23 protein-coding genes are annotated in these 23,338 nt (G+C 63.7%); 16 read left to right on the top strand and 7 right to left on the bottom strand.

Annotation, left to right across the window (positions count from 1 at the left end; all coding sequences use genetic code 11):
- Nucleotides 1-43 precede the first annotated feature (43 nt).
- The 4 genes from WIX39_RS29775 to fusA all read left to right on the top strand — a co-directional run bounded on the left by WIX39_RS29775 (nt 44) and on the right by fusA (nt 4,582).
- On the top strand, nt 44-481 hold the full coding sequence (locus tag WIX39_RS29775) for a CBS domain-containing protein (RefSeq protein WP_409196726.1): 438 nt from the start codon (nt 44-46) through the stop codon (nt 479-481).
- Between the two features lie 11 nt (nt 482-492).
- Nucleotides 493-1,014, top strand: a complete 522-nt coding sequence (locus tag WIX39_RS29770) for a gluconokinase (protein ID WP_409196725.1) — start codon at nt 493-495, stop codon at nt 1,012-1,014.
- Nucleotides 1,015-2,397, top strand: a complete 1,383-nt coding sequence (locus WIX39_RS29765) for a gluconate:H+ symporter (RefSeq protein WP_285415316.1) — start codon at nt 1,015-1,017, stop codon at nt 2,395-2,397.
- 124 nt (nt 2,398-2,521) lie between these two features.
- On the top strand, nt 2,522-4,582 hold the full coding sequence (fusA, locus tag WIX39_RS29760) for an elongation factor G (protein WP_409196724.1): 2,061 nt from the start codon (nt 2,522-2,524) through the stop codon (nt 4,580-4,582).
- A gap of 21 nt (nt 4,583-4,603) precedes the next feature.
- Here fusA and WIX39_RS29755 read toward each other — a convergent pair whose 3' ends face one another.
- Nucleotides 4,604-6,040, bottom strand: a complete 1,437-nt coding sequence (locus WIX39_RS29755; protein ID WP_409196723.1) for a PLP-dependent aminotransferase family protein — start codon at nt 6,038-6,040, stop codon at nt 4,604-4,606.
- On the opposite strand from WIX39_RS29755, the gene WIX39_RS29750 reads away from it, so the two are divergent.
- Together WIX39_RS29750 and WIX39_RS29745 are read left to right on the top strand one after the other, a co-directional pair.
- On the top strand, nt 6,039-7,394 hold the full coding sequence (locus tag WIX39_RS29750) for a pyridoxal phosphate-dependent aminotransferase (RefSeq protein ID WP_409196722.1): 1,356 nt from the start codon (nt 6,039-6,041) through the stop codon (nt 7,392-7,394). The two genes, WIX39_RS29755 and WIX39_RS29750, sit on opposite strands and share 2 nt — an antisense overlap.
- 286 nt (nt 7,395-7,680) lie before the next feature.
- Nucleotides 7,681-8,037, top strand: coding sequence for a hypothetical protein (locus WIX39_RS29745; RefSeq protein ID WP_409196721.1), 357 nt, complete (start codon nt 7,681-7,683; stop codon nt 8,035-8,037).
- Between the two features lie 116 nt (nt 8,038-8,153).
- On the opposite strand, the gene fahA is transcribed toward WIX39_RS29745, so the two are convergent.
- From fahA to WIX39_RS29725, 4 genes are all read right to left on the bottom strand, one after another.
- Nucleotides 8,154-9,428 (bottom strand): fumarylacetoacetase, encoded by a 1,275-nt coding sequence (fahA, locus tag WIX39_RS29740; protein WP_409196720.1) that lies wholly within the window; start codon nt 9,426-9,428, stop codon nt 8,154-8,156.
- Nucleotides 9,429-9,512: 84 nt separating this feature from the next.
- Nucleotides 9,513-11,207: a CocE/NonD family hydrolase gene (locus WIX39_RS29735; protein ID WP_409196719.1), complete on the bottom strand. Its 1,695-nt coding sequence runs from the start codon at nt 11,205-11,207 to the stop codon at nt 9,513-9,515.
- A gap of 17 nt (nt 11,208-11,224) precedes the next feature.
- Nucleotides 11,225-11,998 (bottom strand): cyclase family protein, encoded by a 774-nt coding sequence (locus tag WIX39_RS29730; protein WP_409196718.1) that lies wholly within the window; start codon nt 11,996-11,998, stop codon nt 11,225-11,227.
- Nucleotides 11,998-12,966: a Bug family tripartite tricarboxylate transporter substrate binding protein gene (locus WIX39_RS29725; RefSeq protein ID WP_409196717.1), complete on the bottom strand. Its 969-nt coding sequence runs from the start codon at nt 12,964-12,966 to the stop codon at nt 11,998-12,000. Before WIX39_RS29725 ends, WIX39_RS29730 begins: the two co-directional genes overlap by 1 nt.
- A gap of 166 nt (nt 12,967-13,132) precedes the next feature.
- On the opposite strand from WIX39_RS29725, the gene WIX39_RS29720 reads away from it, so the two are divergent.
- A complete protein-coding gene (locus WIX39_RS29720; protein WP_409196716.1) occupies nt 13,133-13,861 on the top strand; it encodes a TetR/AcrR family transcriptional regulator in 729 nt (242 codons plus the stop codon).
- Between the two features lie 482 nt (nt 13,862-14,343).
- On the opposite strand, the gene WIX39_RS29715 is transcribed toward WIX39_RS29720, so the two are convergent.
- Nucleotides 14,344-15,309, bottom strand: a complete 966-nt coding sequence (locus tag WIX39_RS29715) for a LysR family transcriptional regulator (protein ID WP_409196715.1) — start codon at nt 15,307-15,309, stop codon at nt 14,344-14,346.
- A 174-nt stretch (nt 15,310-15,483) separates the two neighbouring features.
- Between WIX39_RS29715 and WIX39_RS29710 the strand changes: the two genes are divergently transcribed.
- Together WIX39_RS29710 and WIX39_RS29705 are read left to right on the top strand one after the other, a co-directional pair.
- Nucleotides 15,484-16,233 carry an SDR family NAD(P)-dependent oxidoreductase gene (locus WIX39_RS29710; RefSeq protein WP_409196714.1) on the top strand — a complete coding sequence of 250 codons (750 nt, stop codon included), beginning with the start codon at nt 15,484-15,486 and terminating at the stop codon, nt 16,231-16,233.
- A gap of 27 nt (nt 16,234-16,260) precedes the next feature.
- Entirely contained in the window at nt 16,261-16,650 is a 390-nt protein-coding gene (locus WIX39_RS29705; protein ID WP_354412883.1) for a nuclear transport factor 2 family protein, read from the top strand.
- Between the two features lie 123 nt (nt 16,651-16,773).
- On the opposite strand, the gene WIX39_RS29700 is transcribed toward WIX39_RS29705, so the two are convergent.
- Nucleotides 16,774-16,923 (bottom strand): hypothetical protein, encoded by a 150-nt coding sequence (locus WIX39_RS29700; protein ID WP_409196713.1) that lies wholly within the window; start codon nt 16,921-16,923, stop codon nt 16,774-16,776.
- Nucleotides 16,924-16,996: 73 nt separating this feature from the next.
- Between WIX39_RS29700 and WIX39_RS29695 the strand changes: the two genes are divergently transcribed.
- From WIX39_RS29695 to WIX39_RS29665, 7 genes are all read left to right on the top strand, one after another.
- Complete coding sequence (locus tag WIX39_RS29695; protein WP_409196712.1) at nt 16,997-17,698, top strand: response regulator transcription factor; 702 nt, start codon at nt 16,997-16,999, stop codon at nt 17,696-17,698.
- Nucleotides 17,699-18,018: 320 nt separating this feature from the next.
- Nucleotides 18,019-18,438: an alpha/beta fold hydrolase gene (locus tag WIX39_RS29690; RefSeq protein ID WP_409196886.1), complete on the top strand. Its 420-nt coding sequence runs from the start codon at nt 18,019-18,021 to the stop codon at nt 18,436-18,438.
- Between the two features lie 33 nt (nt 18,439-18,471).
- Complete coding sequence (locus WIX39_RS29685) at nt 18,472-19,002, top strand: hypothetical protein (protein WP_409196711.1); 531 nt, start codon at nt 18,472-18,474, stop codon at nt 19,000-19,002.
- 376 nt (nt 19,003-19,378) lie between these two features.
- Complete coding sequence (locus WIX39_RS29680) at nt 19,379-20,209, top strand: alpha/beta fold hydrolase (RefSeq protein WP_409196885.1); 831 nt, start codon at nt 19,379-19,381, stop codon at nt 20,207-20,209.
- A 166-nt stretch (nt 20,210-20,375) separates the two neighbouring features.
- Nucleotides 20,376-20,567 carry a hypothetical protein gene (locus WIX39_RS29675; RefSeq protein WP_409196710.1) on the top strand — a complete coding sequence of 64 codons (192 nt, stop codon included), beginning with the start codon at nt 20,376-20,378 and terminating at the stop codon, nt 20,565-20,567.
- 122 nt (nt 20,568-20,689) lie between these two features.
- Nucleotides 20,690-21,988 carry an epoxide hydrolase family protein gene (locus WIX39_RS29670; RefSeq protein ID WP_126186346.1) on the top strand — a complete coding sequence of 433 codons (1,299 nt, stop codon included), beginning with the start codon at nt 20,690-20,692 and terminating at the stop codon, nt 21,986-21,988.
- A 57-nt stretch (nt 21,989-22,045) separates the two neighbouring features.
- Nucleotides 22,046-23,206, top strand: coding sequence for an epoxide hydrolase family protein (locus tag WIX39_RS29665; RefSeq protein ID WP_409196709.1), 1,161 nt, complete (start codon nt 22,046-22,048; stop codon nt 23,204-23,206).
- The last annotated feature ends 132 nt before the right edge of the window (nt 23,207-23,338 follow it).

Below are 23,338 nucleotides of genomic sequence, written 5' to 3'. Positions count from 1 at the left end.
GGCGGCCCGGGGCACCATTGGCCCTCTTTCAGGAGGGCGCACCATGGCCGAGCGCACCGTTTTCCAATCCATCTCCCGCACGCACCTGATCAGCCTCGCTCCGCAGGCCAGCGTGCGCGACGCCGCCTGCGTGATGACGCGCGCCAACTGCGGCAGCGTGCTCGTCATGGAGCTGCCGGACGTCCTGGTGGGCATCCTGACCGAGCGCGACCTGATGACCCGCGTGCTGGCGCGGGGGCTCGACCCCGATCGCACGCCGGTGCGCGAAGTCATGACGCCCAACCCGATCTGCGTGCCGCCGGAGACGCCCGTGTCCGACGCGGTGGTGCTTATGCTCGAACGGGGCTTTCGCCATCTGCCGCTGGTGGCGGGCACGAAGGTCGTCGGCGTATTCTCGGTGCGCGATGCGCTGCCGCGCGAGATCGGCGCGGCCGTGAGCCTGACCGAGTTCCGCGAACAACTGAACGACGCGCTGGGCTGACAAGGAAACCAATGCCTCTTTCCACTCAAAAACCGCAGGTGCTGGTGCTCATGGGCGTCTCGGGCTGCGGCAAGACGACCGTGGCCGCCATCCTCGCGGGCCGCCTGTCCTGGCCCTTCGAGGAGGGCGATGCACTCCATCCGCCTGCGAACATCGCCAAGATGGAAGCGGGACATCCGCTCACCGACGAAGACCGCGCACCCTGGCTGCGCAAGGTGGCGGACTGGGTGGACGAGCGCATCGCCGCTGGCGAGCATGGGCTCATCACCTGCTCGGCGCTCAAGCGCTCCTACCGCGAGGTGATCAACCGGCGCGGCGCGGGCGTGGTGTTCGTCTACCTCCACGGCTCGCGCGAGACCATCGCCTCGCGCCTGATGGCCCGCCACGGCCACTTCATGCCGCCCAGCCTGCTCGACAGCCAGTTCGCCGACCTGGAAGAGCCCGCGGAGGACGAGCCCGCGATTCGCGTCGACATCGGCCCCGCGCCCTCCGCGCTGGCCCAGACCATCATCGAAACCCTGGGCCTGAAATAAATGGACGCTTCCACCGCGCTGAACGCGCACGACATCCAGGTGCTGGCCGTCGCGGCCATCGGCATCGCGCTGCTGGTCGTGCTGATCGTGTGGCTGAAGCTGCATGCCTTCCTGGCCCTGACCATCGGCGCGCTCTTCGTCGGCGTCGGTTCGGGCATTCCGCTGGACAAGGTGACGGCGTCCTATGAAAACGGCGTCGGCGGCGTGCTGGGCTACGTGGGCGTGCTCATCGCATTGGGCGCGATGCTGGGCAAGCTGCTGGCGGATTCCGGCGGCGCCGACAGGCTGGTCGAGACGCTGCTGCGCGGGCGCCCCGCCACGCTGCCCTGGAAGATGGCGCTGGTCGCCAGCATCATCGGCATACCGATGTTCTTCGAGATCGGGCTCGTGCTGCTGATTCCCGTGGTCATGCTCGCGGTACACCGCTCCAAGGGCCCCGCCATGCGGCTCGGCATTCCGGCGCTGGCCGGCCTGTCGGTGCTGCACGGGTTCATTCCGCCGCACCCTGGGCCGCTCGCCGCCATTGCCATCCTGCATGCGAACGTCGGCGTGACCCTGGCGCTCGGGCTGCTGATCGCGATTCCGACGGTGGCCGTGGCCGGGCCGCTCTTCGGCCTGCTGGCGGCCCGGCTGGTCCCGATCGGCGCGGCCGGCGCGGGGCTGGCGGTCACGGCCTCGGGGTCGGCAGGCAATGCAGGCGACCAGAAGCCGAGCGCAAGCCCCACGTTCGCATGGACCCTGGTCACCCTGCTGTCTCCCCTGGTGCTGATGCTGCTGAAGGCGGCGGCCGACATCTGGCTGGACAAGTCGGCCCCGCTGCGGCCGGTGCTCGACTTCATTGGCGACCCCGTCTTCGCCCTGCTGGTGGCCGTGTTGCTGGCCATGGTGACCTTCGGCACCGCCGTGGGCTTCACGCTGCCCGTGCTGGCCAGGAAGATCGCCGACAGCCTGCTGCCGGTGGTGGGCGTCATGCTCATCGTGGGCGCTGGCGGCGGCTTCAAGCAGGCGCTCGTCGATGGCGGTACCGGCAATGCCATCGCCAAGATCGCGCTCGCGGCGGGCCTGTCGACGCTGGTGCTGGGCTGGATCGTGGCGGTGCTGATTCGCCTGGCGACCGGCTCCGCGACGGTGGCGACCGTCACCGCGGCGGGCATCATCGCGCCGCTGGCCGGCGGGCTGTCGACCAACCACCTGTCGCTCGTGGTGCTGGCCATCGGTGCCGGCTCGCTGTTCTTCTCCCATGTGAACGACGCGGGCTTCTGGCTGGTGAAGGAATACTTCGGCCTCACGGTAGGGCAGACGATCAAGACCTGGTCGGTGATGGAGACGGTGATTTCCGTGATGGGGCTGCTGCTGACGCTCGCGCTGTCGGCCGTTTTCTGAGGGCCGGGTGCCAATCGGCTTGCGCCGGCCCGGCCGATCCCGTACGCTGGCCTGGCGTCCGTGCGCAGCACCCGAGCCCCTGCGGGCCGCCGGGTCGGCCTTCCGGATGCGAAGGAGTGCAGCCATGCCAAGCCGATCGAACGGCCTCGCGGCCGAAATGGGAGCGGTGCGAACACTGGCGCTCGTCGGCGCCGCCGCCGCCGGCAAGACCTCCCTCGCCGAGGCCCTGTTGTTCAAGGCGGGTGCCATCAAGGCATGCGGCAGCGTCGAGCGCGGCAGCACCGTCAGCGACCATGACCCCCTGGAGCGCCGCCTGCAACACTCGCTCAATGCATCGGTGCTGCACCTCACGCATGCCGGCACGCGCATCCACTTCATCGACACGCCCGGCGGCCCCGACTTCCTCGGCCAGAGCCTGCCGGCGCTGGAGGCGGTCGAAACGGCGGCGGTGGTCATCAACGCCGCCACCGGCATCGAGCCGATGACGGTGCGCATGATGGCGTACGCGGCCTCGCGCCATCTCGCGCGCATGATCATCGTCAACAAGATCGACTCGCAGGGCATCTCGCTGGCGGGCCTGCTGGCCGACATCCAGGCCACCTTCGGCCGCGAATGCCTGCCGCTGAACCTGCCCGACGGGGTCGGCAGGCAGGTGGTGGACTGCTTCTTCAACCGCTTCGGGCAGTCCGACTTCGGCCCCGTCGAGGCGGCGCACCGCGCGCTGGTGGAGCAGGTGGTCGAGGTCGACGCGGCCTTCGTCGAGCGCTACCTCGAGGAGGGCGACGTGAATCCGGCCGAGCTGCACGCACCGCTCGAGCAGGCGCTGCGCGAAGGCCACCTGATTCCGGTGTGCTTCGTCTCGTCGCGCAGCGGCGCCGGCGTGGCCGAACTGCTGGACGTGATCGTCAAGCTCCTGCCCGACCCGAGCGAGGCCAACCCGCCGGACTTCATCGTCGGCGAGGGCGCGCAGGCCAAGCCCATGCAGGCCAGGCCCGACCCGTCGCTGCACGTGCTGGCGCACGTGTTCAAGGTCACCATCGACCCCTACGTCGGCAAGATGGGCATCTTTCGCGTGCACCAGGGCACGCTCACGCGCGACAGCCAGCTCTACATCGGCGATGGCCGCAAGCCCTTCAAGGTGGGTCACCTGTTCATGCTGCAGGGCAAGGACCATGTCGAAGTGTCGCACGCGGTGCCGGGCGACATCGTGGCGGTGGCCAAGGTCGACGAGATCCACTTCGATGCCGTGCTGCACGATGCGGCCGAGGACAGCCATGTGCATCTCGCGCCGCTGGCGTTTCCGGTGCCGGTGCACGGCCTGGCCGTGGAGCCCAAGCGCCATGGCGACGAGCAGCGCGCCTGGGAGATCCTTGGCAAGCTCGCGGCCGAGGACCCCTGCCTGCGCATCGAGCACGTGATGGCGACCAACGAGACGGTGCTCTACGGCCTGAGCGAGCTTCACCTGCGCATCGTGCTCGACCGCCTGCGCGAGGTGTACCGCTTCGAGGTGCAGACGCGGCCGCCGCGCATTGCCTACCGCGAGACCGTGACCGCGCCGGCCGATGGCCATCACCGCCACAAGAAGCAGACCGGCGGCGCCGGCCAGTTCGGTGAAGTCTTCCTGCGCATCGAGCCGCTGGCACGCGGCGGCGGCTTCGAGTTTGCCGACGAGGTTCGCGGCGGCGCGATTCCGGGGCATTTCATCCCTGCGGTCGAGAAGGGCGTGCGCGAAGTGCTGGCGTGCGGTGCGATCGCCGGCTATCCGGTGGTCGACGTGCGCGTGGTGGTGCACGACGGCAAGCACCACAGCGTCGACAGCAAGGACATCGCCTTCGCCACCGCCGGCCGCAAGGCCTTCATGGCGGCCATCCGCGAGGCACGGCCGGTGGTGCTCGAGCCGATCGTCGAAATCGAGATCGCCGTGCCCGAACAGTCGGTCGGTGATGTCACCGGCGATCTTTCAACCCGCCGGGGCCTGGTCACCGGCACGTCGGCTGCAGGCGCAGGCACCGTGGTCGTTCGCGGCCAGGTGCCGATGGCCGAACTGGCCAGCTACCAGTCGCGCCTCAATGCGATGACCAGCGGGCAGGGGCGCTACACCATCGCGCTGTCGCACTACGAGGCGGTGCCACTGGCGACGCAGCAGATGCTGATGGGGCAGTACCGGGGGCATGAGGAAGACTGAGACTGCGGGGTTTGTGGCGGCCTACCGATTCAGCTGTGCGCACGCCAGGCGGCCCAGGCGACGCACGCCGGCTTCGATGCGGTCGTCCCATGTGTGGCCGGCGCTCAGGCGCAGGCAGTTGCCATAGCGGCGGCTTGCCGAGAACACGTTTCCTGGCGCGAAGCAGATGCCGTGCTCGAGCGCTTCGTCGAACAACGCGCGCGAGTCGAAATGCTTGGGAAGCTCCAGCCAGAGCATGAAGCCGCCGGCGGGGCGACTCACCTTCGTCTCTGCGGGAAAGCTGGCTTCGATGGCCCGGACCATGCGCGCCAGGTTCTCCTCCAGCACGCGCCGAATGCGGCGCAGGTGCACGTCATAGGCGTTGCCCTCGAGGAACTCCGCGATCGCGAGTTGTGGCAGCACCGGGCTGCTCAGGCTGAATGCCAGCTTGCGCTCCATCACGCGCTGCGCGTATGCGCCCGGTGCGATCCAGCCGATGCGGTACCCGGGTGCAAGGCTCTTCGAGAAGGAGCAGCAGTAGATGATCTTGTTCTCGCCCCGGTCCAGCGCAATGAATGGCTTGGGACGCTCGCGGCCGAAGTGGATGTCGCCGTACACGTCGTCTTCGATCAGCGGTATGGCGTGCTTCGAAAGGAGCGAGAGAAGCGATCTTTTATCGCTCTCGGCCATCACGTATCCCAGCGGGTTGCTGAAGCCGGACGAGAGCACGCAGGCCGCTATCGGTTCCTTGTCGAGCAGGCGCGCCAGCGCGGCCACATCGACGCCGCGCACGGGGTCGGTGGCAAGTTCCAGGGCCTTCAGTCCCAGCACCTCCAGCGTGTGCAGCAGACCGAAGTAGGTGGGGGACTCGACCGCGATGGTGTCGCCGGGCCTGGCCACCGCGCCCAGCGCGAGCGTCAGCGCTTCGGTGCAGCCGCTGGTGATGAGGATGTCGTCAGGCGACAGGGCATGGCCCGTGCGCATCGACCGCCTGGCGATCTCGCGGCGCAGGGCCGCCTCGCCCCGTGGGGGGCTGTAGACGTTGTGACGGGCACCGTGCTGGCGCGCCACGCGTGCGAGCATGAGATCGAGCCGCTTCGACTGCAGCAGCCCCACATCGGGCACCGCGCATCCCAGCGGGACCAGGGACATGTTCGACGCATGCTCGAGCAACGCGGCGACGGCGCCGCTGATCGACACGGTCGAAGCCTTCGTGCGAGGACGGGAGGTGGAAGGAAGCGCAAACGTCGCATGGCGGGCGTTCGAAACATAGAAGCCCGACTGCGGTCTTGACACGAGGATTCCGCGATCCTCCAGCATGCGGTAGGCCTGCAGCGCTGTCGCGATGCTGAGCTGATGCTGCTCGCTTACGGCACGCACCGACGGAACGCGCATGCCTGGGGACAAGGCACCTTTGTCGATCATGCCGACGATGAGGTCGGCCAGCTGTTCGTATCGATAGGGTGCGTGCGCTTCCATGATGGCGCTCATTCTCGGCCAGCCCGGTGCGGCGCGACAAGCAAACTGTGATGGTCGAAAAATCGAAAAACTGTGGCTGTTGCGGTTTGCCCCTGCTCGCTACGATGCCTCGGCTGAACTACTGAACCGGCAGGTTCGAGGCGAAACGATGAGAGCTATTCAAGAGATTCCTTCCCCGGAAAGAAGCGACGACGTGCGCGATGCGGCCTCCCCGCAGTGGCGCGGAAGGTTTCCCTACAACGAGATCATTTCGCTTCTCGATGTGAACCGGCCGTTCAATCTGGCGGAGAGCACCTCGCAGGATCTGACGCTTGGCGAGCTTCTTGATTTTCCGGGTGTGGAGAACATCCGCAACCTGAAGCTGGGCTACAGCAAGTCCGCCGGTTCGCTTGCGCTGCGGCAGGCGATTGCGGATGCCTGCAAGGTCCCGGCGGAATACGTCCTCACGACGCAGGGCACGGCATTGGGTCTCTTCCTTCTGGCTTTCGAGGTTTGCCGCGCAGGTGACGAAGCCGTTCTTGCGACGCCGTGCTTCCCCCCAAGCCGTGACAGCCTCCTGGGAGCAGGTGCGAGCGTGCGGGAGGTCAAGCTCTCCTTCGAGAACGGCTATGCCCTGGATTTCGGGCAGTTCGAGGCATGCCTCAACTCGAAGACGAAGCTGGTGAGCATCGCTTCGCCGCAGAACCCCAGCGGCGTCCGCACCTCGCGCGCCGACATCGAGAGACTGCTCGAACTGATGGGCAGGCTGTCGCCTGGTGCGCTGCTCTTCGTCGACGAGACCTACCGCGAGGCTTCCTACGGAGATGACCCGATGGTCGAGAGCTTCGCAAGCCTCGATCCACGCATCGTCACGGGCGCATCCGTCTCCAAGGCATTGGGCGCACCGGGGCTGCGAACCGGTTGGCTCACGGTGCCTGACGCGGACCTCCGCTTGAGGCTCACCGTGGCGAAGATGAACACCGTGATCTCCGGCTCGGTGCTCGACGAAACGCTGGCCGCGGCACTGTTGCGCAACAGCGAGCGAGTGTTGGCGCCTCGGCGTCGTCTGCTTGCGGCTGCCCTGCAGGAACTGTCGGACTGGTGCGAAGCCGAACGCGGCCGCATCGAATGGATCAGGCCCGATGGCGGTGCCCTGAGTTGCCTGCGGCTGCGCGCCGATGTGTTCGACGATGCCGCGGTCTCTCGCTTCTGGGCTCTGTTGCCGGACCATGACCTGCAGCTCGCATCGGGGCGGTGGTTCGGCGAGTCCGACCGCGTGTTCAGGCTCGGCTTCGGATACCTGCCGGCGGCAAAGCTGAAGCCTGCGCTGGCTGCTCTTTCGGCCAGCCTGGACAGGTCACTGTCGCCGCGTTGACGGCGATAGCCCACTTGTCGAGACGGTCATGCGCATCCGGAGGTGAGTTCGTCGACATGCTGTTGAGATTCACGAGGCGCGGAATCCTCATCCCATTTGGAGTCAACCACTTACGGGCGGATCAATCATTGAGGATGGAACCGCTGTTTCACTAAAGATGGAATTCCTGGGGTTTTGTCTCACCAACTTTGGAATTTAGCGGCTAAATTGCGGCGTCAGATGGCGCGCGTCGTTGCCGCGCGGCGGCGAATGGCCGCCAGGAACAGACATTCAGGCAAGGCTTCCCATGTCATCAGCACTCGCCTTCGACGGCCACATTTGTTGGGGAACCAGCACCGCAATTCACGACATCCTCGCGAGGGCGGCTTCGATTGCGTCTGAGCGCTATCGGGCTAGCAATCCGGCGGCGAAGTTACTTGCACGAGAGCTAGCAGAGTATTGGGGAGGCAAGGTCATCACGTTGAGTGAAGCCGATCTGTCTGCCGATCAGCTTTTTGAAGTTCTCACCGCAGCGCGCAATCAAGCTCTTGCGAGTGGTGAATTCACTGAGCTGGGCCAGAGGTGGCTCGCTGAAGCAATGGCGACGTTCTGCAAGGAAGGGGAAGCGGCTACCAAGCTATCAGGACGAACTGGGCCTCAGTAATCCGGTGCCATATGGCTCCGGACGCACTTTTTGCCTTCGCAACCATGGCAAGATTCGGACCAGAAGCGGCATTCAAGACGCCCTGATGGTTGCCGAGCCCCGCGCTCCCAGGCGAGCTACGGCTTCGCCTTGCGCACGGTCGCCGTGCAGTCTCCGAAGCCGATGCGCCGGCGTCCCGGGCGCTCGCAGTAGCCCCGCAGCGTCACTGTGTCGTCATCGTTCAGGAACAGACGTTCCTCGCCATTTGACAGTCGCAGTGGATGCCTGCCACCTTGTGTGATTTCCAGCAGACACGCCGCCTGTCCGGCGCGCTCGCCAGACAGCGTCCCCGTTCCAAGCAGATCGCCCGACATCAGGTTGCACCCATTGATGGTGTGATGCGTCACAAGTTGGGCCACCGTCCAGTACGCAGCCTGGGCGAAGCCCGTTCGAACGATGCATTCGCCACCCTGCCCGTGAGCCCGCATCTGTGGCGTCTGGAGCCAGACCTCGAGCGTCACATCAATCGCACCGAGTTCACGGCCCGATCGGACTTCCAAGTACGGCAGCGGCTGCGGTTCATCGGGTGACCGAACGAAGGGCTCGCGGAATGGCGCAAGAGCCTCCAGCGTCACGATCCAGGGCGACAGTGTCGTAGCGAAACTCTTGGCCAGAAACGGCCCAAGTGGCTGCGCTTCCCAAGCCTGGAGATCACGCGCACTCCAGTCGTTCAGGAGCGTCAGGCCTGCAATGTGCTCCTCGGCCTCGTCGATGGGGATCGGATCGCCTTGCTCGTTGCCGCGACCGATGACGATGCCCATCTCCAACTCAAAATCCAGCCGGGCGCTGGGCTGCATCGACGGCACCTCGGCACCTGCGGGCTTGACTTGGCCCTTGGGCCGCGCGAAATCGCGCTCGCTGACTTGTATGGATGACGCGCGTCCGTGGTAGCCGATGGGCACCCAGCGATAGTTGGGAAGCAGCGGCGTGTCGGGTCGAGAGAGGCGACCCGTGTTGTACGCATGGTGAATGCCGATGAAGAAGTCGCTGTAGTTGCGGATGTCGCACGGCAGGCCCAACTCGACCCCCGTCATTGGCACCAGCCAGGGCTTGATGCGCGCTCGATTGTCGTTGCCGTGCTTCAGGGCCAGCGAGATCGCCTGCCGCTGCGCCTGTCGCTCGGAACGACACAACGTCAGCCAGTTGCCCATCTCCGAACTGTGGGCAAGCCCGGCGCCATGAACATCCAAGACCTGGTCTCCAATGGCCACACCGATCAACCACGGAGCAGATGCATCTCGCCTGAACCTGCCGTAGGGAAGGTTTTGGATCGGGAAAGGGGTTTCGGGCGCGTTGGCGCTCTCAACCCAACTCACGAGGTCTGGCGAATTTGTGTCGAACGGGACGGTCAAGGTGGATCCTTCGTGGTCAAAAGTGCTGGTGGCTCGCGAGCCGACGCCCAGGTCACCCCGCGGGGAAGTGACTGGGAACGCGCTTCAGTCGCTGCGACAGGGGATCAGCGGCAGCATCAGGTGCGAGTCGTAGGCCCCCCCTGTGAGGATGGTGTTCTCGCCGTTGAAGAGATCAGGCTTGCGATCGAGCGGGTCGGTATGCAGGAACGGCCCTGACCCCTTGCGTGGCCCTGTTGCGCCTTCACGTTCGAAGTCCTGCGCGTCGATGCGCACCGCAAGCCGATACCCTCGTGGAAGCACGATGGACGTTGGCCAGATTTCCACCTCCACCCGATAGTCTTCGCCCGGTATCAATGGCTCGACTTCCTTATGCGTGTGAAATGGCTGCCATGGACACGATCGCGCGGGGTCAGTCTTGCGGTGCGACGCTCGTAGCCATCCTTGTGCGACCGGCACCTGTGGATCCGTAGCGCCTCGGAAGAGCACTTCACCGCCATCGGGGTCATACGCCCGGACAGTGACGAAAAGATCCATGTCTTCGGTGCTTGAGCGAATCCACGCGACCAGTGACAGCGGTCCGGTGAACTCTGTCGTAGCCTCCATCGGCGCGCTCCGGAACTCGACACCGCGACCGGGCGCACGGTACGAAGCGGTAGAGGTCGAATCAACGGCCTCAGCAGCCAGCTTGCCTGTTTGGGCATCGAGGTAGAGCTTGGCCCACTGCGTTCGAGCGATCGGCCATTCGTGTTCGAAGCGCTTCTCGAAGCGGTCCGGATGGCGCACCTCTAGCATGACAGGAGGTTGCTCTTCCCATCCGTTGGGCTCGTCCTTCAGGAACCTATCGAAGAAGCGCTTCTGCATCTGCACATACTCGGGCAGATAGAAGGATTCCCAGTGGGTGCCGCCGTGCATCTGCAGCCACTTCTTCTGCGAACCCGCACCGAGGAAGCCCTGCACATTGCCACGAAGGTGCAATCCCATGCCTCCCCAGTTGCCTGCGGACAGGACCGGCACCTCGATGTCGGCGAGTTTCGGTGACCTTGCGGCATACCAGTCGTCCATCAGCGGGTGTGACCGGAACTCCTCGATGACATCCACCCGGTTCGCGCGCAGAGCATCGGCGTCTAGCGCCGCGCCGGTGCTAGTCATGCCCGTTTCGCGGTCGATGTAGGGACTGTCGGCCTTTCCGTTCTGCACCGAGAGGATCTGCTTCGGGAACCAGAGTTCGAAGAAGAAATTGCCGAAGATCCCGCCGTGGTGACTGGCGTCACGGTACATGTCGCTGGCCCCTTCCCAAGGACAGATCGCCGCCAGATGCGCAGGCCGGCGTGCGGCGACCTGCCACTGGTTCATCGCGTAGTACGAGATGCCGAGAAGGCCGACCTTGCCGCTGGACCATCCCTGCACGCCGGCCCATTCGATGCAGTCTGCGTAGTCGTCTACCTCCTGCGGCGACCACACCCACAGCTTGCCGGGCGACTCGCCGGCGCCCCGACTGTCGACCACCACGATCGCGTAGCCCAAAGGAATCCAGCGTTCTGGATCGGCCACCTCCCAACGCAGGTACTTGCCGGAACTGCCTTCCGTGTCTATGCCCGGGTATAGACGTTTCAGTTCGTCCCATTGCGGCTTGAACGCATCCTCGAAATGCGCGTCTTTGCCGTAGGGGCCATGCGTCATGAGGACCGGCACGGGTGCATCCCCGTCCGGACGGAAAACGTTTGCCTTGAGGACCGCACCGTCGCGCAGGCGGATCGACACATTCTTTTCAAAGATCATGGTTCTTCCGATCCATGTCACTGGAACAGCGCTACCGCGCGCGTCCAGCCGGCCGAACCGCCGCGGATCTTGGCCGGAAAGCAGGAGAGGAAGAACCCGTCTGCGGGCAGCACTTCTAGGTTGTGCAACTTCTCAAGGTGGCAGTAGCCGATGTTGCGGCCGGCCTTGTGCCCCTCCCAGATCACTGCCGGGTCTTTGTCCTGCTTGTAGCGCTCGGCGGTGTACACGAAAGGTGCGTCCCAGCTCCACGCGTCTGTACCCGTCACGCGAACGCCCCGCTCGAGCAGGTACATCGTCGCGCCGTAGCCCATGCCGCACCCTGACTGCACGAAATCGGGCTTGCCGTAGCGGCTTCCCGCGCGGGTGTTGACGACCACGATCTCCAGCGGCTTCAGCGTGTGGCCGATCCGCTTCAACTCCGCCTCGACGTCCTCTGCTTGCACAACGTAGCCGTCCTCGAGATGACGGAAGTCAAGCTTCACTCCTGGTTGCAGGCACCATTCGAGAGGCACTTGGTCGATGGTGATCGCGGGCTCGCCATGGTTCATCGTGGAAGCAAAGTGCCACGGTGCATCGAGGTGCGTGCCGTTGTGGGTGCTGAGCTCAACTTTTTCCACCGCCCATGCTTCGCCGTCGGGTAGGTCTCCTGCCTTGAGCCCGGGGAAAAACTGCGCCAGTCGGCCAAAGCTTTCCGTATGGTTCATGTAGTGGATCTTGGGCGCGAACGCTGGCGGATCCGAGATCACATCGTTTTCTAGAAAGATGGAAAGGTCGACAATTTTTTTGAACATCACGAATCCATTTCGATGCCGAGTGGAGGAAGGATTCGCTGGTAGCGAGCGAACTCCTTTTCGAGGTAGGCCTTGAATCTGTCGGGCGGCATTCCCGAGACCTTGTTGCCGAAGGTGACCATCTTCTCCTTGAAGCCTGGGTCGGCCAGCGTCTTTGCAACGCCTTCGTAGAGCGCAGCCAGGACCTGCGGCGGCATTTTGGGCGGCGCGAGCATGCCGATCCACGCGGGAATGTCGATGTCGGGCATACCCATTTCGGCGAACGTAGGCACGGTCGGCAGCGTCTCTGCTCGCTGTGCCCCCGTGATAGCGAGAGCTTTGATCTTTTTGGCCTCGATGTACTGCATCACGGACGAAGGCGCGATGAACGAGACGTCCACCACACCACTGATCAGATCCGTGAGAGGCGTTCCTTTGTAGGGCACGTGGATCAGATCGAGGCCAGCCTGCTTGGCGAACAGGGCGCCGACCACATGTGTGGTGTTTCCGTTGCCGGCCGACGCATAGCTCAACTTGCCAGGCTGCTTCTTGGCTGCGGCGATGAATTCGGCCAGCGTGTTGAAGGGTCCATTCGCCCGATGCAGCAGCGCGAACCCGTAGGTCGAATACACCATCGACAACGGCGTGAATCCATCGATAGGGTGATAGGGCAGCTTCTTCATCAGAACCCCGTTGGTCAGGTGCCCACCGGTGGTCCAGAGCACCACGGAGCCATCGGGCTTTGCACGCGACACCTCCGACGCACCGATGGTGGTGGCCGCACCGGGCTTGTTGTCGACGATGCATTGGCGACCTGTCACCTTCTGATAGGTGTCCGCAAAGATGCGGGTCATCCCGTCAAGTGCGCCACCGGCAGGGAACGGCATCACGATCCTCATCATCTCGGGCAGGTCCGTCGTCGCCGCTTTCGACATGGGCGCTGCAAGCGCAACTGCAACGCCTGTGAGCGCTTCTCTTCGATTCAACATGGGCTTGCGTCTCCTATGGAACCGGCCGGCGCTGACTACGCCGGAAGCCGATAACGAGCGCATTCTAGGCAAATAAAACGCATGTTTCAATCGAACGTTTATACGAATCTTGCGAGCTGCCTCGTTGATTGAAACAAGTGATTGACTGGTTGATGCAGAATGCCCCATGACCGTGGCGACTCGTCATGCGGTCGCACCCATATACCCCACTCTTTTACCCCCTGCGGACATGCAAGGACGACCCCCCCCTTCCTCCGATCGCCTCACCCGGCAGAAGATTCTCGATTCCGCCTTGGCCCTGTACGCCGAGAAAGGAATCGACGGGGTACCTGTGCGAGCGCTGACCAGTCATGCGGGTGTCAACGTCGCGGCGATCCATTACCACTTCGGAAGCACTGAAGCGCTGGCCGAGGCGGTTTTTGATGAGCTATCGGCGCGTGTCAACAAGCGCCGAACGCTTGCCCTAAAAGAGATCACCGCGGCAGCTGCCTCAGAAGGCGCGCGACCCGAAGTGACGGCGATCGTGACTGCGTTCGTCGCTCCGTACGTTGGGGAGGGCGCGGCAACCGAGGGCCAGTTGCTCGCGCAGTTGATACTGAAGCACCGCCTTTCACCTTCACCGATGACGGAGCGGGTCATCAAAAAGCACTTCGACCCGATGGCGAAGCGGTTCGTAGCAGCACTGCACGACGCAGTGCCCGAGATTCCGCTGAGCCTTATGTACCTGCGTTACATGCTGATGGTCAGCACCGTGGTGCTCTTTCTGACTGACAGGGGTCGACCCAATCGACTCCATCGCCTCTCGGGCACGAAGGCCGGAACAACGGAGGCGAAGGACACAGCTAGAGCGCTTGTTGATTTCGTCGTTGGAGGGATCCGAGTGAGCGCGTCTTAATAGGGACGTCCCAACATGGGAAGTTGTTTTGTGAGGGCCGCAATAGGCAGTCAACCCGTGAATGGCATCGCGACGGTCTGGTCCCGGACGCTGAAGCGCAGCACCGAACGACCGCTTTTCGGGGTTAACCAACTTCGGCTTTGGGCCCGTTACGGTCGTTGAGCTGCGCGACGCGAATGACCGCTTCAGAGACAAGCGGTCGTTTGGCTCGCGATGCCTCGATGACCGCGCTCGCTACACAACGGAATTCACCACCGGTCGGCATTTCGATGGCAATTGCGGGTTGGGCTTAGCGAAAGCGGTCGTTCAATCCTCAACGTGATCGAGCTGGAAAGCTCTTGCCAAGCGATCACTCGAGTATCTCTTGCGCACTCGCCACTTCGCCACTTCGCCCTTCAAGCGTGTCAAGTCCGCTCTGTAAAGGGCTAGGGTCGTCCTTAGGTGCATTGACCTCTCGCGCCAAGCAGAGACACGCCCAGGAACTAGCCAGTTCGCGCTGCTCGAGTTGCAGGCGACTTTGCGTGGGTCTTGGCGGCGGACTTGTCTTCCTCCAGTCGCGCAGGAAAGACCTCGAGCAACCAGTCGATGAAAACTCGCAACCTATGGGTGACATGCCGGGTCTGCGGATAGACAGCGTGAAACGGGTATGGCGCGGGACGCCACGCTTTCAGGATCTCCACCAATGAGCCGTCGCGAAGCGCCGATGCGGCGGCGTAGGTAAAGGTCTGGACGATGCCCAGGCCCGCCACGCAGGCCGCGAGATGCGCGTTGCTCTCGTTGACGCCTACACGGTGCTCGACCTTGATCTCGGTCTTCTCGCCGCGCCGCTCGAAGCGGAACGGCGCGGCGCGGCCGGTCTGGCTCGACACATAGCTCACCAGCCGGTGGCCATTCTTCAACTCGTCCGGGTAGGCCGGGGTGCCGTACTGCTTGAGATAGCCCGGAGTGGCGCAGGTGAGCAGCGCCGCGTTGCCCAATTGGCGAGCCACGAGCGATGAACTGTCCAGTGGACCGCCGCGTATGACGCAGTCGACGTTGTCGCCGATCAGGTCCACCGGCCGGTCGGACACGCCCAGGTCGATGCGGATGTCCGGGTAGCGCGCCACGAAATCCGGCAGCAGCGGGATGAGTACATCGCGCGCAGTGGAGCCGCCGACATCGATCCGCAGATGGCCTCTTGGTTTGCCTCGCGCGAGATTGAACGAGGCGTCGATATCTTCCAGATCCCGCAGGATGCGCGTGCACTTGGTGTAGTAGTCCTGGCCCTCCGGCGTCACCGTCACGCGCCTGGTGGTTCGCTGCAGCAGCGACACGCCGAGATGGGCCTCCAGTTCCCGGACCAGTTTGCTGACCGTGGCGATGGGCATGTCGAGCGAATCGGCTGCTCGGGTGAATCCGCCCGCTTCCACCACGCGAGCGAAGGCGCGCATCGCCAGCAGCTGATCCATGGGTACTCCTCGCTGAATTACAAGCCGAGGATTATCTACGACCATGGATAGTGATTCCATTCAGCGCTCTTTTTCGCCCAATGAACGAAACCTACATTCCTCCCATGCCGCGATCGAAGTCGCATTCAGGCATCAATCTCATCCCCCCCCGAATCACGAAACGGAGCTCTCATCATGAACAAGCAACTCGAAGGCAAGATCGCGCTGGTCACCGGCGGCAGCAGCGGCATCGGCCTGGGTGCCGCGAAGGAACTGGCGGACCAGGGCGCACGGGTCTTCATCACCGGGCGGCGGCAAGCGGAATTGGACGCCGCGGTCACGCAGATCGGGCCGTCCGCCACGGCGCTGCGGGCCGATGCATCGGTGCTGTCGGACCTCGATGCCGTCTATGCCCACATCGCGAAGACGGCCGGGCGGCTGGACATCCTTTTCGCCAATGCCGGCGGCGGCGACATGATGCCGCTGGGCGCGATCACCGAAGAGCACTTCGACCGCATCTTCGGCACCAACGTACGGGGCGTGCTGTTCACGGTGCAGAAGGCGCTGCCCTTGCTGAGCAACGGGGCCTCGGTGATCCTCACCTCTTCCACCACCTCCATCCAGGGCACGGCCAGCTTCAGCGTCTACAGCGCGAGCAAGGCGGCGGTGCGCAACTTCGCGCGCTCCTGGGCCCTGGACCTCAAGGATCGCGGCATCCGCGTGAACGCCGTGAGCCCCGGCCCGGTCCGCACGCCCGGCCTGGGCGACCTCGTGCCCGAGGAGGCGCGCCAGGGGCTCTTCGACCACCTGGCGTCACAGGTGCCACTGGGCCGCCTGGGCGAGCCTGGCGAGATCGGCAGGGCCGTCGCCTTCCTCGCTTCCGACGCCGCGAGCTTCGTCAACGGCATCGAGCTGTTCGTCGACGGCGGCATGGCCCAAGTCTGACCTGCCCACGCCTCCAAGGAATTGCAAATGACCAAAGTGACCACCGCAACTGACCTCCTCAATGCTTATCTGAACAGCGTCTCGAATCCCGAGGCAGCCGGTGCACTCTTTGCGGAAGACGGCATCCTGGAATTGCCGACCGTCAACGCGCGAGCCCAGGGGCCGGCCGCTGTTGCCGATTTGCTGACCGGGCTACTGAAGAAGGTTCCAGACTTCGCTTTTCAAGAGCCCACGTTCTGGATCCAGACGCCCGAACGAGTGTTTGCCGAGTACAGGGTCGAGGCACTGGTTCCGGGCACCGGCAAGATCTACCGACAAGTTTACGCAGGAGTTCTGATCGCAGAGGACGGTCGGATCAAGCTGTTGCGGGAGGCGCTTGATACAGCTGAGGCGGCTCGCGCGTTCAAAAAGGATTGACTTGTCAAAAGCAAAGAGCGCCCCTGAGAGGGCGCCTTCATTCCGAACTCGGAAGTCCGCTCCGCCAGTGAGCGGGAGACGCAGGGCATCGATGGCCGGCGATCGACCATCGCATGCGGCAACTCAGTCGATTGCTTCTTCGGCCTGAAACAGGTTGAAGAAGCCACAACGCTCCTGTGCCAAGCTCGCTATGGCCTTGACCGGCGTGCTGCGCGGCGAGGGGCGACACATCACGACGCACGATATTTCTGGCGCAGAAAGCGCGGCCTTCATGACACGGCATTCATGGTGAGAACCCGATCCCAAGGACTGGATGATGACAAATTGCCCTGACGGAGCTCAACAAGTGCGCTTGCTGATTTGCGACATGAGCCCACTGATTTCTTTGGGAATTGAAGCGGCTGTCGCCACCAATCCGAATTTTGAGACGCAGCGCTCCACGGCGGAAAAGATTCTCAGGGGCGAGCATGGGACGCCTCCTGCCTTCGACGTAATCGTCACGGAGAGAGAGACTGCTATGCGTCTGGTCACCCAGCGCGCGCGACACGCGCAGCGGGGGGCGCTCAGCCTCCCCCGGATCTTCGTTATCCACCAGAGCACGGGAGAGCAGGACATCCGGGGTGCGCTTGAGGCGGGCATCCAGGGCTACGCCTCGCAGGCTTTGACACTCGAGGAGTTCCAAGATGGCGCGCGCATGGTCGCTCTCGGGATGCGCTACCTGTGTCCTCGGTCAGCACAGCGTCTGGCAGACAGCATGACCAGGGAGCCATTGACCTCGCGCGAAACAATCGTGCTGCGCGAACTAGCGCACGGCCAATGCAACAAGGCCATAGCGCAGGAGCTTGGGATGGCCCTTGGCACGGTCAAAGCTCACGTCAAGGCGCTGATGTCCAAGCTGGACGCGAAGACACGCACTCAAGTCGTCACGGCCGCGATCACGAGAGGGCTGGTCAAACTGGATGGTAGCGACGACATCTTAGGTGGCGGCGATGTTCGTTCTCTGGAGGCTCACCGCACCAGGAGGCCGAAACTGCACCTTGCCGCTTAGCGCGGAGTCGTCGAGCCATTCGATGGCCAGCCATGCCACGGTTCTGTCGACCATGAAGTCGCGGATGCGGCAAGGATCGAGCTGTTGGAGCTGATGCGCCCGGGAGGAGGCTAGCCCAAAGCGTCCCCCAAATGGCCATTCGGACTAGCTGCCGATGGACTCCTGCCGGATTGAAGCCGCCCCTTGCAGGTGGTCTGATCCGAATGCTGTGCATCAATGATCGAAACCGATCGAAGCTCCGGCAACCCGATCCACCCCTTTTTGACACAAGAGCCACCGTCACCGGCTCGTGCAAACCTCGGAGACTTAGCGTGAACTTCATGCGTTTGGCCTGCATGGCCCTGATACTTGCCGCAAGCACCTGTCTCGCTCAGAGCACTGTCATACCCGATCAGCCAGCCGCCGGCACCACCGACGAAGAGTTGGTGCGATTGCTCCCAGGGTTCGAAAACCAGACTGCTGAAGTAAACGGGGTGCGATTGCACTACGTCATCGGCGGAAAGGGACCCTTGGTCATTCTGTTGCCGGGCTGGCCGCAAAACTGGTGGGAATACCACAAGGTGATGCCTACGCTTGCCGCGAATTATCGGGTCGCTTCGGTCGACTTCCGTGGCATGGGCACGTCCTCCAAACCGGCAGATGGATATGACAAGAAGAACATGGCGCACGACATCGCCGAGCTGATTCGGCATATCGGCTCCGAGAAGGCGTACGTGGTCGGGCACGATATCGGAGCCTAGGTCGCATTCGCTGTTGCGGCGAACCACCCCGACGTGACCCGCAAGTTGGTTCTGATAGACGTGGCGCACCCCGATGCGGGGCTGATGAGCTGGCCGCTCCTGCCAGCAGTGGGGCAAATCCAGGACAAGGTCGGTGACGGCAGCCACGCGTACCTGTGGTGGTTTGCTTTCCATCAGGTCAAGGACCTTCCGGAGAGGCTCATGGCCGACGGCCGCGCTCGCATCGAGCAGGACTGGTTCTTCCGCTATTTGACGGCAGACGAAAGCTCGATCGACCCGCTGAGCCGCGATGTCTACGCGCGGTCTTACTGGAATGCTGATGCCATTCGCGCGGGCAACGCGTGGTACCAAGCCTTTCCCCAAGACATCATCGATGAGGGGAAGTACGCCAAGGTAAATATGCCCGTCATGGGGATCGCGGCACCAGGCTACGAGTGGGTGAAGCTACGACTTGCCGCCAAAGCGACGACGTTCGAGATGGTCAAGGTTCAGAATTCCGGTCACTTCATTCCCGAAGAACAGCCGCAGGTTCTCATCGACAACCTCCGGCGGTTTCTGCGCTAGAGCTTCTCGCGCTGCGCGCGCCGCTGGCATATCCCGCAGCGAGCCGCACGAGCGGCGCCGCTGTTCAAACCTTCGGCGAGTTGCGTATGCGACTTTCGGCCATTTGTTGCTCGCCGTTGGAGAGGTGCGCATCTTCGGTGCATTTCAGATACTGCTCGCGGATCCAAACCAAGTCTTCAACATCCTGCTGCATCGCAGGCAATCTCAGCAAGGACCTCAGGTGTCAGACACCGACTCTCGCTCTTTGGTCAGGCTCAACCGGCGGCAGGTCGTGTTGGCCGGTGCCGCCACTATCGCCGGGGGCGTGGCCCCTCTCCTCGTCTCCGCCAGCCCCGCTGGCGACAACTCCTCCTCAACCATTGAAGGGCACCACCAAATGGCTTTCGTTTCTACCAAAGACGGCACGCAGATCTTCTACAAGGACTGGGGCCCTAAGACCGCCACCCCCATCGTCTTCTCGCATGGCTGGCCGCTGAGCAGCGACGATTGGGATACCCACATGCTGTATTTCCTCGCCAAGGGCTATCGCGTCATCGCGCACGACCGTCGCGGCCATGGTCGCTCGACGCAGACCGATACCGGCAACGACATGGATACCTACGCTGCCGACTTGGCGACGCTGACCGACCATCTTGACCTGAAGGGCGCTGTCCACATCGGCCACTCCACCGGCGGCGGCGAAGTCGCACGCTACGTCAGCCGCGCCAAGCCTGGCCGCGTCTCAAAGGCCGTGCTTGTCAGTGCCGTGCCGCCGATCATGGTGAAGACGGCCGCGAACCCGGGTGGTACTCCCCTTGAGGTGTTTGACGGCTTTCGCGCCGCGCTGACCGCCAACCGGGCTCAGTTCTTCCTGGATGTTCCGAGCGGTCCGTTCTACGGCTTCAGCCGCCCGGGCGCAAAGATCAGCCAGGGCATCATCCAGAATTGGTGGCGCCAGGGGATGATGGGTGGTGCCAAGGCGCACTACGACTGCATCAAGGCTTTCTCAGAAACCGACCAGACCGAAGATCTCAAGAGGATCAGCGTGCCCACCCTGGTGATGCACGGCGATGACGATCAGGTGGTGCCCATTGCAAACTCCGGCTTGCTGTCGGCCAAGCTGCTCAAACACGGCTCGCTCAAGATCTACCAGGGCTTCTCCCACGGGATGCTGACGGTCAATGCGGACGTTATCAATCCGGACCTGCTGGCCTTCATCAAGGGCTGACGATCTGAAGGTTAGCCCCCGACTGCGCCTGGCGGCGACACGCGAGCCGGGCACTGCGCTGGCGACCATCGTCGGCTGGGGCGCGGCCTTCGGGTTTGTTTCGCCCTGGATTCAGATCGGGCTGTACCGCGCCGACCCCGAGTTGTTCGAAGCAAGCTCTGCGGTCATGGTCACCGTCTTCCAGATTGCGCTGGGGTCCGGCCTATGGGTCGGCGGTATGGCGATCGACCGCACGGACTTGCAAGTCCCGGTGCTCGCAGGCGGCTGTCTCGCCGCGGTCGGCGTAGCTGCGATGCGTGCCTGCCGCACGCCGATGCCCGACGAGACGCCGATGCAGAACTCACAAGTCGAGCCCTGACGAACTCACCGCGTCGGGCATTGGCCGAATGGCCTGCAAAGTGTGGTCGTGCGGAAGTATCGAGCCGAGCGATCGCTGTCTACGATGCCAGCGATGCTTTCCATTCAAACAAGGAATATGCGATGTCTGAAATACCCAATTGGCTGTCTGCGGACGCAATCTCCCGGCGCGACGCCATAGTGGGCCTGGCACGAGGCGCCTCGGTCGCGGCGCTGGGCTCCAGCTTCGTCGCACAGGCTGTCGCAGCAGCAACGGGTTCGGACACGTACGCCCCCGACAGTGCCCTTGTGCCCTTCCGCGTCTCGGTTCCGCAGAGCCGCATCGACGACCTCAAGCGACGCCTGGCCGCCACGCGTTGGCCTGATCGCGAGACGGTCAGCGACTGGTCGCAGGGCGTTCCGCTGGGTTCGGCCAAGCGACTCGTTGCCTACTGGCACGACCGTTACGACTGGCGCAAGTTCGAGCGCAAGATCAACGCATATCCGCAGTTCCGCACGCACATCGACGGGCTGGGCATCCACTTCATCCATGTGAAGTCCAGGCACGTGAATGCGCTGCCGATCATCCTTACGCACGGTTGGCCGGGCTCGGTCGTCGAGTTCCTCAAGGTCATCGGCCCGCTCACCGATCCCACCGCACACGGTGGCAGCGCCGACGACGCCTTCCACGTAGTGATCCCGTCGCAACCGGGATTCGGCTGGTCGGATAAGCCGGCCGAGACCGGCTGGAACGTGGTGCGCACAGCCAAGGCGTGGGGCGTTCTGATGGCCCGCCTTGGGTACAAGCGGTGGGTCGCCCAAGGCGGCGACTGGGGTTCCGGCGTGACGCATGCGCTCGGCCACATCCGACCCGACGGCCTTGTGGCGGCACACGTCAACTGGCCGCTGGTCATCCCGGCGAAGCCTTCCGAGAACCTGTCCCCCGAGGAGAAATCTGCACTCGAAGCTGCAGGCAAGTTCCTCAGCGACGGTTTCGGCTACTTCGCCGAGCAGGCAACGCGCCCGCAAACCGTCGGCTACGCGCTCGAGGACTCCGCAGTCGGACAAGCGACCTGGATCTACGAGAAATTCCAGGCCTGGACCGACAACAAGGGCCGTGTCGAGGATGTACTGTCCTTTGAGGAAATGCTGGACGACATCTCCGTCTACTGGTTCACCGACTCGGCTACGTCGTCCGCCCGCATCTACTGGGAGAACACGCGCCAGGGCGGCGGATTCGATGCCGGCAAGATCGACCTGCCCATGGCCGCCACGATCTTCCCAAAAGAAATCTACCGCGCGCCGAAGTCGTGGGCGCAAGAGCGCTGGCCCAACCTCATCTACTGGAACGAGGTCGACCGCGGCGGCCACTTTGCTGCATTCGAGCAACCGCAACTCTTCGCCGAGGAGATGCGCAAGGCCTTCCGCTCCGTTCGCACCTGACGTGGACTGTCCTGCACGCAAGCACACGAACAACGTCGAACAGTTTCGGAGAGCCAAATGGCACACGCAACCTCATCCGTAGCATCCATCACCCCTTTTCGCGCGAACATTCTGCCCAACGCAGTCGCCGACCTGCATCAGCGCCTGAACCGCACTCGGCTGGCGGAGAAGGAGACCGTGAACGACTGGTCGCAAGGCGCTCCCCTGTCCAACGTCCACGCACTCGTGGACTACTGGAGCAAGGGCTACGACATGCAGCGCCTGGCCAAGCGCCTCAACCAGTATTCGCAGTTCCACACGGCGATCGACGGCCTGGGCATCCACTTCATTCACGTCAAGTCCACGCATGCCGATGCGATGCCGCTCATCCTGTCGCATGGCTGGCCGGGCTCGGTGGTCGAGTTCCTCGACGTCATCGGCCCGTTGACCGCTCCCACGGCGCACGGCGGCTCTGCCAACGACGCGTTCCATGTGGTCATCCCATCGCTCCCCGGCTTCGGCTACTCGGAGAAGCCCAAGGGCAAGGGGTGGGGGCTGCCCCGCATCGCAAGGGCCTGGGGCATGCTTATGAAGCGCCTGGGCTATGACTGGTACGCAGCCCAGGGCGGTGACTGGGGCGCCGGTGTCGCGACTTGGATGGCCAAGGAGCATGTGCCGGGCCTGGCGGGCGTGCACCTGAACCTGCCCATCCTCTTCCCGCCTCCATTGCAAGGCGACCTGAACGACGAGGAGAAGGGATCGCTTGCACAGTTGATCGCCTACAGCGTGGACAAGGCCGGCTACGCGAAGCTGCACAGCACGCGCCCGCAGACCTTCGGCTATGCCCTGGCGGATTCGCCCGTCGGTCAGGCCTCTTGGATCTACGAGAAGTTCGGGGAATGGAGCGACTCGAACCACCGGCCCGAGAAGGTGTTGTCGATGGATCGCATGCTCGACAACATCATGATGTACTGGATGACCGACACCGGCGCATCGTCGGCTCGCCTGTATTCGGAGAGCTTCCTCACCGACTTCTCGCCGCAGAAGCTCGACCTGCCCGTGGCCGTCAGCGTGTTCCCCGGCGAGCTGTTCCGGGCGCCGCGCATCTGGGGCGACCGCATGTACTCGAACATCATCTATTGGGGTGAGGCGAGTCGCGGCGGGCACTTCGCGGCGTTCGAACAGCCCGAGATCTTCACTGAAGAGGTGCGCAAGGGCCTTCGTCCCCTGCGCGGCTGAACATGTGTCGCTGCGATCACCGGATCCTGTGCGGTCCAGTTGCGGACTGACACGTACTAGCTCAACTTTCCCATCCCCTGGAACGCCCAGCTTGAGCTGGTCGTTCTGCCGTCCCAGAAGTCTTGATACAGG

It is taken from the genome of Variovorax sp. AB1(2024) (assembly GCF_037482385.2).
Taxonomy (GTDB): Bacteria; Pseudomonadota; Gammaproteobacteria; order Burkholderiales; family Burkholderiaceae_C; genus Variovorax.
The sequence above is the reverse complement of the archived record's forward strand: the minus strand, read 5'-3'. Positions and strand labels throughout refer to the sequence as shown.

Excerpts from the sequence above, each read along its gene's own strand:
- WIX39_RS29725 (WP_409196717.1), bottom strand. The coding sequence starts at position 12,966 with ATGTTGAATCGAAGAGAAGCGCTCACAGGCGTTGCAGTTGCGCTTGCA.
- WIX39_RS29755 (WP_409196723.1), bottom strand. The coding sequence starts at position 6,040 with ATGGAAGCGCACGCACCCTATCGATACGAACAGCTGGCCGACCTCATC.
- WIX39_RS29775 (WP_409196726.1), top strand. The coding sequence starts at position 44 with ATGGCCGAGCGCACCGTTTTCCAATCCATCTCCCGCACGCACCTGATC.
- WIX39_RS29730 (WP_409196718.1), bottom strand. The coding sequence starts at position 11,998 with ATGTTCAAAAAAATTGTCGACCTTTCCATCTTTCTAGAAAACGATGTG.
- WIX39_RS29720 (WP_409196716.1), top strand. The coding sequence starts at position 13,133 with ATGACCGTGGCGACTCGTCATGCGGTCGCACCCATATACCCCACTCTT.
- WIX39_RS29700 (WP_409196713.1), bottom strand. The coding sequence starts at position 16,923 with ATGAAGGCCGCGCTTTCTGCGCCAGAAATATCGTGCGTCGTGATGTGT.
- WIX39_RS29710 (WP_409196714.1), top strand. The coding sequence starts at position 15,484 with ATGAACAAGCAACTCGAAGGCAAGATCGCGCTGGTCACCGGCGGCAGC.
- fusA (WP_409196724.1), top strand. The coding sequence starts at position 2,522 with ATGCCAAGCCGATCGAACGGCCTCGCGGCCGAAATGGGAGCGGTGCGA.
- WIX39_RS29735 (WP_409196719.1), bottom strand. The coding sequence starts at position 11,207 with ATGATCTTTGAAAAGAATGTGTCGATCCGCCTGCGCGACGGTGCGGTC.
- WIX39_RS29675 (WP_409196710.1), top strand. The coding sequence starts at position 20,376 with ATGGTCACCGTCTTCCAGATTGCGCTGGGGTCCGGCCTATGGGTCGGC.
- WIX39_RS29690 (WP_409196886.1), top strand. The coding sequence starts at position 18,019 with ATGCGTTTGGCCTGCATGGCCCTGATACTTGCCGCAAGCACCTGTCTC.
- WIX39_RS29770 (WP_409196725.1), top strand. The coding sequence starts at position 493 with ATGCCTCTTTCCACTCAAAAACCGCAGGTGCTGGTGCTCATGGGCGTC.
- WIX39_RS29715 (WP_409196715.1), bottom strand. The coding sequence starts at position 15,309 with ATGGATCAGCTGCTGGCGATGCGCGCCTTCGCTCGCGTGGTGGAAGCG.
- WIX39_RS29765 (WP_285415316.1), top strand. The coding sequence starts at position 1,015 with ATGGACGCTTCCACCGCGCTGAACGCGCACGACATCCAGGTGCTGGCC.
- WIX39_RS29665 (WP_409196709.1), top strand. The coding sequence starts at position 22,046 with ATGGCACACGCAACCTCATCCGTAGCATCCATCACCCCTTTTCGCGCG.
- WIX39_RS29680 (WP_409196885.1), top strand. The coding sequence starts at position 19,379 with ATGGCTTTCGTTTCTACCAAAGACGGCACGCAGATCTTCTACAAGGAC.
- WIX39_RS29670 (WP_126186346.1), top strand. The coding sequence starts at position 20,690 with ATGTCTGAAATACCCAATTGGCTGTCTGCGGACGCAATCTCCCGGCGC.
- WIX39_RS29705 (WP_354412883.1), top strand. The coding sequence starts at position 16,261 with ATGACCAAAGTGACCACCGCAACTGACCTCCTCAATGCTTATCTGAAC.
- WIX39_RS29745 (WP_409196721.1), top strand. The coding sequence starts at position 7,681 with ATGTCATCAGCACTCGCCTTCGACGGCCACATTTGTTGGGGAACCAGC.
- WIX39_RS29750 (WP_409196722.1), top strand. The coding sequence starts at position 6,039 with ATGATGGCGCTCATTCTCGGCCAGCCCGGTGCGGCGCGACAAGCAAAC.